The organism is Peterkaempfera griseoplana (assembly GCF_001418575.1).
GTDB lineage: Bacteria > Actinomycetota > Actinomycetes > Streptomycetales > Streptomycetaceae > Peterkaempfera > Peterkaempfera griseoplana.
The window spans coordinates 1-8810 of record NZ_LIQR01000327.1 but is presented as its reverse complement, the minus strand read 5'-3'; the positions used below and the strand labels follow the sequence as shown (position 1 = coordinate 8810).

5 protein-coding genes and 2 pseudogenes are annotated in these 8810 nt (G+C 63.1%); 4 read left to right on the top strand and 3 right to left on the bottom strand.

The window, feature by feature from the left end; translation table 11 throughout:
• Positions 1-810 precede the first annotated feature (810 nt).
• The 4 genes and pseudogenes from AOK09_RS23950 (at position 811) to AOK09_RS23940 (ending at position 5492) form a co-directional block, all read left to right on the top strand.
• Positions 811-1941 carry a nucleotidyltransferase domain-containing protein gene (locus tag AOK09_RS23950; protein WP_055589307.1) on the top strand — a complete coding sequence of 377 codons (1131 nt, stop codon included), beginning with the start codon at positions 811-813 and terminating at the stop codon, positions 1939-1941.
• A 451-nt stretch (positions 1942-2392) separates the two neighbouring features.
• Positions 2393-2634, top strand: a pseudogene (locus AOK09_RS42440) (IS5/IS1182 family transposase); the annotation flags it as partial.
• Positions 2635-3218: 584 nt separating this feature from the next.
• Positions 3219-4424, top strand: a complete 1206-nt coding sequence (locus AOK09_RS23945) for an IS110 family RNA-guided transposase (RefSeq protein WP_055589306.1) — start codon at positions 3219-3221, stop codon at positions 4422-4424.
• A gap of 304 nt (positions 4425-4728) precedes the next feature.
• A pseudogene (locus tag AOK09_RS23940) lies at positions 4729-5492 on the top strand (transposase family protein).
• 237 nt (positions 5493-5729) lie between these two features.
• On the opposite strand, the gene AOK09_RS40350 reads toward AOK09_RS23940, so the two are convergent.
• The 3 genes from AOK09_RS40350 to AOK09_RS23925 all read right to left on the bottom strand — a co-directional run.
• A complete protein-coding gene (locus tag AOK09_RS40350; protein ID WP_157876012.1) occupies positions 5730-6659 on the bottom strand; it encodes a hypothetical protein in 930 nt (309 codons plus the stop codon).
• A 488-nt stretch (positions 6660-7147) separates the two neighbouring features.
• Complete coding sequence (locus AOK09_RS23930; RefSeq protein ID WP_055589304.1) at positions 7148-8134, bottom strand: phosphoribosylaminoimidazolesuccinocarboxamide synthase; 987 nt, start codon at positions 8132-8134, stop codon at positions 7148-7150.
• 297 nt (positions 8135-8431) lie between these two features.
• Positions 8432-8810 (bottom strand): transposase family protein (locus AOK09_RS23925; protein ID WP_322973208.1); only part of this gene is annotated, 379 nt, incomplete at its 5' end.

The following is an 8810-nucleotide window of genomic DNA, read 5'->3' as shown; positions in this document are numbered from 1 at the left end:
GAAGTGAAACGTGCAGGCTAGGAACGTGTGGTCCGACGCTGGGCGGCCAGCTCTCGCTGCAGCAGCCGCAGCGCGGAAGTAGACAGATCCAGCCGGGACGGGCAGACAGGCACACGAAGCTCCTGGCGGAAAAGTCTGCTCTTGGTCGACAACCATCTACCAGGAGCTTCGTCGTTCTCCCACGCCAACCACCCTGCCAGCACGGGAGGTTGGAAAACCCTCAGTCCAGGCCGGATCTACCACGCCAGGAAGGGGAGCCAGGCTGTCGTGCTTCGGCAGATGGACAGGGCGATCAGGGCGCGCTGAGACGGCCGGAGCTTGCGGCGGCGGTCACCCTCCCGGATGACGATGAGCATCGTCACCCACTCTGACTGCTGTTGACATGGGCCGGGCGTGTACCGCATGCTCGCTTGGTCGTGAGGGGGATGCGCCACCTCAAACCGTGCATTTCCTATGTGCCAGCGGGTTTTGCGGCTGTGCCGTCAAAAAGTTCCGCAGCTCGGCGGGAAACCTCCAAGACGGACGCCATCCGCAAGCACATCCGCTCCCTCTGCTGCGATTCATCAGGTTATCAACGGTCGGGACGTGGTCCAACCTCTCCGTGCTGTCAAGGAAAGGTCGGAAGTGGGCTGATCCCACTCTCCGGTGCGTCCAGAACGGCAACGGACTTGATGTCACGCAGGGAGGCCGAAGTCTCCCCGAGGAAGCAACCCGATGTCGCCCGCACGACGCCCGGCATTACGGAAGGGCTACGCCTCGACCCTCCCGGACGACCGCTCGACCACCAAAACTGCAGAAGGATCTGGGGATATGTCACACCTCGGCCCTGAGGCCGCTCTCCTACTAGCCCTCACATCACAGCAGGCGGCTCCGCAGGACCTGGCGGCATCCCTGCATGCCGCCGCTGGTGAGCCGTCGTTCGACTGGGCCTATTTTCTCGACCAGACGATTCGGCACAGAGTGGGTCCGCTGGTCTTCTGGAATATCCGACGCGCCAAGGAGGCAGATTCTTCGACGCCGATGGACTCCAGTGTCTGGTCGGCTCTGAAGGCTCTGCATTTCTACCACAGCCAGATAAACCAGATCCTCCTGGACGAACTGGACAGGGTCCTGGCCGCCACAGCAGAAGTCGAATTTCGCATCGTGCCGCGTAAAGGCGGCCACCTGGCACGCACAGCCTACCGGACCCCCGGGTTGCGGATGATGAGCGACCTGGACCTTCTCGCGGAGCGAGACCAGGCCGAGGAAATCACCGCTCTGATGAGCCGACTCGGATACCAGCAGGGCAAGAACGACAGGGGAAGGATCGTGCCGCTCTCCCGACAGGAGCGACTCTTCTGGGAGATATACGGCAGCGATCTTCCGCAATTCAAAATTGCTACCGGGAAGGCTTACTACCCGGTCATCACCATTGACGTCAGCACCTCTCTGACCCTTCCCAGGGGTGGTTACTCCGTTCCCACCAAAGATCTCCTGGAACGGGCATCCGCTCCGCGAGAGGCCCCCTCGGGCGTGCTCCACCTCGATCCCGAAGATACGCTCATCGATCTCTGCATGAACCTCCACAAGAACTCGACGGTGCTGCGCTTCATCCACCTGGGCAAGCACCGTCGCCTCCTCAAGTACGTGGACGTTGCCGAGCACATCCGATCGGTTCCCGAAGGCATCAACTGGACTGTTTTCGCCGAGCGCGTCGACTCCTACGGTGTGGCGGCACCTGCCTACTTCGGCCTGTGGCACGCAGACCGCCTCTTCCCCTCGGTGGTGCCAGGGGTCGTGCTGGAGGAGCTGGCCGCCGCCTGCGCAGAACCCGCCATCTTCCTGGCCGAGTACGGCCGTATGGACCTGGAGCAGCCCGCCGTCTGGCAGCAGCCCTTCCTTGAGAGATTCTTCTCCCGAGAGCGCAACCCCCAGTTGCCGGCGTCCCGATCGCTCGTCTGAGCTGGCACAGTCCAACTGCCCAGGGGCGTCCGGACCCGTCGTCGAGTGCCACTCAGTGGCACTTTCGACAAGGTGAACGCGGAGGCTGAAGGTTTCTCCCGGTACGGGCGACTAGGTCCTCGGACATGGCTCACAGTGTTGCTGCCGCACCCGAACGAATTGGCGCGGCGTCTGATCTGGTAACAGAGGCAGGGCGCTTGCCCACGGCGGAGTACGGGCAGTCGCGCGGATCGCCGGGGGGCGAGACCGCCCCATCCGGACCGGGTGCCCAATTCTGCTCGTGAACGAGGAGGTCAAGCAGTTCAAGGCCTCCGGCGGGCAGTGAGCTTTTTCGGAGTAGCCACTGATCGGGTGAGGGTCAAAGCGAAGTAGGGCGGTAGAGAACGGACGAGGCTCCCAGGCTGTTGAGAGAGATGTGTGATTGTCTCCACTCGATGACCGGGGAGCCTCGTTGGTCACGGATCCTGCCGCACCGAACCTGCCACATGCGCTGGTGGAATGGGTGACCACGCTCGTCGTCACCCGGGAGGGTGACCGCCACTTGCAAGCTCCAGCCGTCTCATCCCGCCGGTGATCGCCCTGGTTCACCTGCGCCAGCATGACACTCCGGCTCAGCCGGCGGCCGGCCGCGGGATCAGTATGGGCACCACCCATGCCCACGTCCGTTCCGTCACCGACCTGCGATGCCCGAGGCGGGCCCCCGAAGTGCCAATCCGAGCAGGCCCTGCACGCCGACGCGCGAACCACGAACAGCCTGATCAGGGCAATCCGAGCTCTCGGCGAACGCACCGCAGCCGAGCTCAAGCAACGTCGGCGCACCCTGCAACACGCCACCCTCGGCCCCAGTCGGATCGGCGACATCCTCGGCGCCGCCCTCGTCCTCAACCGAATCTGGGAATGATCAGCGCTGAGAAAACGTCCTTACCTTCTTGGTGGGCTCGTCCTGATCCTTCGTACGATCGGGAGACCCAGGGGTCCGGGCGTGGCTCAAAACGCTCATGCCGTGGGTGTGGCTTTCACTGAGCTTCTTCAGACTGGCCACCGATCGGGTGACGGCCTCGTCCGCCGGACTGGGCTCTGCTGCAGGTGAGTTCGCAGTCAACCGTGAGGAGTTGTTCACCCTGCGGAGTGGTCGCTGAAGAAGCTCACTGATTGGCCGCCCGGCACCCCGCGACGACACGGCCGCTCATTGGGACACGCGACTTTCGATCGCTTCGTAAGGACACGTCGGCGAGGTCGTCTGCAGGGCCAGACCAGGAACGGTATGGGGAGGCGAAATGCCCGAGCTGTGGGCGGGGATAGACGCAGGCAAGGCCGAGCACCACTGCACGGTGATCGACACGGGCGGGGCCAAGATCCTGTCCCGGCGGGTGCCCAACGGTGAACCCGAGCTGCTCGATCTCGTCCGCGACGTGCTCAAGTTGGCCGAAGACAGCCCGGTGACCTGGGCGGTGGATTTGAACGCCGGCGGAGCCGCACTGCTGATCGCCCTCCTACTCGGCCACGGGCAGCGCCTGCTCTACCTTCCCGGCCGCACCGTCCACCACGCCTCCGCCTCCTACCGCGGCGAGGGGAAGACCGACGCGAAGGACGCCTTCATCATCGCCGACCAAGCGAGGATGCGCCGTGACCTGCAGCCGATGCACCAAGGTGACGAGATCGCGGTGGACCTGCGGATCCTCACCGCCCGCCGCTACGACCTGACCTCCGACCGCACCCGCACCATCAACCGCCTGTGCGCCCAGATGCTGGAGTACTTCCCCGCCCTGGAACGGGCCTTCGACTACGCCACCTCCAAGGCCGCCCTCACCTTGCTGACCGGCTATCAGTCCCCTGCGGCTCTGCGCCGGATCGGCCAAGCCCGCCTGGCCACCTGGCTGGCGAACCGCAAGGTCCGCAGTGCCCGGACGGTGGCCTCCGCCGCGGTCGAGGCAGCACACGCCCAGCACACCGCCGTCCCAGGCGAGCGGACGGCCGCCGCGGTGGTGCAGACCCTGGCCAAAGAGCTGCTGGCCCTGGGCGAGGAGATCGAGCGGACCGACGCGGCGATCGAGGCCCGCTTCCGCGAGCACCGCCATGCCGAGGCGATCACCAGCATGCCCGGCATCGGCACTCTGCTCGGCGCTGAGTTCATCGCCTGCACCGGCGGCGACCTGGAAGCCTTCGGCAGCGCCGGCCGACTCGCCGGCGTCGCCGGCCTGGCCCCGGTGCCCAAGGACTCCGGCCGCATCAGCGGCAACGTGCGCAGACCCCGCCGCTACCACCGCCGCCGGCTGCGGGTCTTCTACCTCTCCGCCCAGGTCGCCGCCCGCTGCTGTCCCGTCTCCCGGGCCTTCTACGACCGCAAACGAGCCGAGGGTAAAACACACAAGCAGGCCGTCCTTGCACTCGCCCGACGCCGCCTCGACGTTCTGTGGGCCCTGATCCGCGACCAGCGCACCTTCACCCCAGAGCCGCCACAGCGTGACCTCACGACTGCCTGACTCGCCCCGCTATGCCCGATCAACGCGCTTGACAATCACCATTGGGAATCAGTGAGCTTCTTCAGCGACCACTCCGCAGGGTGAACAACTCCTCACGGTTGACTGCGAACTCACCTGCAGCAGAGCCCAGTCCGGCGGACGAGGCCGTCACCCGATCGGTGGCCAGTCTGAAGAAGCTCAGTGAACCTCTTTCATCCTGGGTCTCAGGGGTTAAATAACTGGTCAGAGTGGGGACAGTGGCACAGCGAGGCTCCTGGTCGTTGCGGTGGTGTTCTCTACGCACCACGCAGCACCCAGCAGCCTCGTGATTCCGTATCCGTCCACGCTCGACGTCCCGCTCGACCTCGTGGAGCACGTGTCGTGGCTGCTCCACGCCCGAAGGTGTGAACTCGGCTCCCGGTGGTGCAAGTTGAGCTGCTTCAAGCAGGCCCTGCTCGCGCTGGCCCATCTGCGGAAGAACGAGACGTTCGCCCAGATCGCGGCCGGCTTCGGCGTCTCGCAGGCCACCGCCTGGCGATACGTGGACGAGACCGTCGAGGTGCTCGCCGCGTGGGCACCCGGCCTGCAGGAGGCCCTGGTCGGGCTGGGCGAAGGAGACTTCGTCATCGTCGACGGAACCCTGATCCCCACCGGCCGTATCGCGGCCGACGAACCGTACTACTCGCAAAAGCACAAGAAGCACGGCATGAACGTGCAGGTCATCGCCGCGCCGGATGGGACGCCGCTGTGGTTCTCCCGCGCATTGCCCGGCCGCACCCACGACCTGACCGCGGCCCGCGCACGCAGATCGTGCAAGCCTGCCTGACCCCGCAGATCCTCGTCCTCGCAGACGACGCGTACCAGGGCGCCGACGCCACCGTCCGCACCCCCTATTACCGCCACCACGAGCAGCCCGCGCACTGCCAGCAGTACAACCGCGACCACGCCCGGCTCCGGGCACCCGACGAACGGGCCTTGGCACGACTCAAGCGATGGCGACTCCTCCGCCATGCCCGCTGCAGCCCCCGCCGCATCAGCCACGTCATCACTGGTGTCCACACCCTTCTCACCTGCGAAAACTCAGGATGAAAGAGGTTCAGTGACAGGTGGCATCTATCGGAGTAACCGGCTGAGTCAGGCGGCGAGTTGCACCTATCCACGAAAGCCACCGACGTCACCCAATCAGGCGACGACAGTTTCTGCGTCTTGATTCTATGTACGGCGGCCTGTACTCAGCTGCAGCCCCCACCGCGCCACCCTGATCGCGGCTGCGACCCTCACGCTGGAAACCCGAGCCGACCCAGCTTTCACGGGGCTAGGAAAGGCTCAGCACTCGAGACTGACCTCCATGACGGACATCAGTTCCTCCATCCCGTCATCGGAGAAGATGTCCACATTCAGGTAGTAGACGTCATTGCTTTCACAGAAGTCCTTCAGCATTTTGTCCACTTGGTTCACCAGTTCGGCGAACACAAATGGATCTGCATGGGAGTAGTCTGCGATGTCCTCTTTGATTTCCCAGTTTTTGATCGCCTCCGAGAAATACTGCAAGTTGGCCTTGGCGTGACTGGACGGCATAATCTCAACCACTGCCCTGCCATCGGTTCGATAATTTACCCAGAACACTCCCCCGATGGGCAACCATCCATCATGCGCATTGAAGTTCTGCTGCTGTTGGACCGGAACGTAGACATCGTTGCCGCCCTCTCTCACGCGCATGTTGGATTTTATACCGCAAACCGACCCGCCGTCGATGAGCAGATGCGTGTTCGCCATGAGCTCGGCCCCGCTCTTGCACAAGACTCTGACCACTTCCGTCTTTCCGCTTCCGCCCCGCCCCAGGAACAAGAATGCTTTACCCTTGTAGGCGACGGCCGCCCCCTTGACATGAAGCATGTTTGCCTGAATTGCAAACACTGTCAGCACATACTTTACCACATACGACCAGATAATCTTGCCGGGGTCCGGATGGGAGAGTGCAATATTTCGGTCGTCTATACATTTGAGGCGTGCCGGTGATCCGAAATTGTGACCTCTGTAGGATCCCTGGCGCATGACATTCTCGCGGTACGTTCTGGGGTTGTCGAATATGGCGTCACTTTCGTGGCAGATGTAGATGTTCACCGTCGGCTTGGACAGGTCCGGAGCCTCACAGATGCTCACCATCTTCTTATCCCATGGCGAGACGGAATGAATTTTCAGAAGGACTATCTCCAAATCACACCAGACTATGTGATCGAACTCGCCTGTTTCCATCTTCCAATTACCCCAAATTTGATCGTAGGTAGCTGTTCGGCCCAGTCAACGGGGGCGCGCGGAACAAACCGGACATCGTAAGTCCGGGCAAACCTGGAATTACTTCGATCGCCAGGGTCCCAGCTGGCTTCCCTGTCAGCGAGCCTGACGCCGACCCAGAAGCGTAGGTCACGACGGACGCCCCTGTTGCCCGAGCTGAGCAGCTACAACTCGCGTGTACCATGCCGCACTCGGTTGAACCCGTGGCGCCCGTCGCACCGAACATCATCCCGAAGTCGCCGCCGGGGCCGTCGCTGCGCTCCCCTCACGCGACGCCGTCGAGAGGGCCCTGGCCAGACACACGGCGATGCCGGTCGGCGACTCGCCGGGTTCGAGGTCAGCCCTGATCTCCTCATGCTCGTGGTCAAGCCGTCGCCCACAAAGAGCCGCTGGACCGCGGCTCTTTGTGGGCGACGTCAACGAACTCCTGAGACCAAAAGCCGTCTCGTTCAGAAGTACTCGGGCAGCTCCCTAGCCAACGCCTTGCGGATACGAGCACGCACGGAGACCTGCGGATCGGGCTTCTCGAATTCCAAACCGGTCAGCTGCTCGAACAAGGTGACATATTTGTCGCTGAACTCCATCAGGGTCTCGGCGGGGATCTCCGGGATTGGTTCCTTGTAGGGGTCGCACTGGCTGGCGATCCACAGCCGCAGGAATTCCTTGTCCAGACTGTCCGGCTCCTCGCCAGCCTCGAACTTCTCCTGATAGGTATCGGCGATCCAGAAGCGACTGGAATCCGAGGTGTGAATTTCGTCGGCGACCACGATCACGCCATTTTCATCAAGGCCGAACTCATACTTGGTGTCTACCAGGATGAGTCCCTTCTTGGCTGCCACTTCTTGTCCCCGGGCAAATAGCGCCAGACTTTTTTCCGCCAACTCGTGCCACTGCTCGGGCGTCACAAGCCTGCTTTCGAGGACTTCCGCTGCCGTGATCGGCGCGTCATGCCCACCTTGAACCGGTTTCGTTGCCGGCGTGATGATCGGCTCAGGCAGTTTCTGATTCTTCTTCAGGCCTTCCGGAAACTCGTGACCGTACAACACCCTCTCGCCTCGGGCGTACATCGGCCAAGCGCTGGTGTTGGTGGAACCTGTGAGGTAGGACCGCACCACCATCTCGATCGGCAGCATGTCGAGGTCTTTGACCATGACGACGTTCGGGTCCGGGTAAGAAATCACATGGTTTGGACAGATGTCCTGGGTTTCATCAAACCAGTAACGTGCCGTTTGGGTCAGCACCTGGCCCTTGTACGGTACAGCGGCCACAACCTGGTCGAATGCAGATTGACGGTCGGTTGAGATCAGCAGGCGTCGCCGATCCGGCAACTGGTAGGCATCCCGCACCTTATTGCGGGAAAAGCCCGGAAATTCACTGAATTCTGCGTCGGTCAGGCAATTGTCTATGAGTTGCGAGTCGCCAGTCCGTTGCGCCATGAAATTGACACCTCTTAAATAGGCTTCTGTGAAATCGTCTTATTGTAGCAGTTTCACCCCTGGTTGCAACCTAATCCTTCCGCGGTCTGACCGACTTGGCTGAGTTTGCGGCTTGCCCCTGGTTTGTCCGGCCGGTCGGTGCTCGTAGTCTTCACATGCGCCGCGGGCAGGGGTGTTGCAAAGTCTCGGCGATCACGCGGGAGGGCCTGGTCAAGGGATGTTCAGGAGGTCCGGGGGGCGGGTGAAGGCTTCGTACGAGACGTGGCGGAGTCCCGCGGCAATGAGGCTTTTCCAACCTCAGCTTGACGCTGCCAGATGCAAGGCGAGGACGGCCCTGACCAGGTCGGTGATGCGGGTGGTGCTGCAGCGGAGCTTGCGCAGCAGCCGCCAGGACTTCAGGGTGGCCATCGCCTGCTCGCCGACCGCGCGGATCTTGGCGTGGGAGACATTGACAGCCTTCTGGCCTGCGGAGAGCTTGTCCCAGCGGCCGCGGTAGGGGACGCGCACCGTGCCGCCAGCGCCCTGGTACCCCTTATCGGCCCAGCAGCGCACGCCGGCCTCGGCCAGGGCGTCGATGATGCCGTGGGTGCGGGGCGCCTTGACGTCGTGGACCGCGCCGGGCAGGGCCGGCGAGGCCCACAGCAGCTGGCCGGAAGGGTCGGTGATGACCTGCACG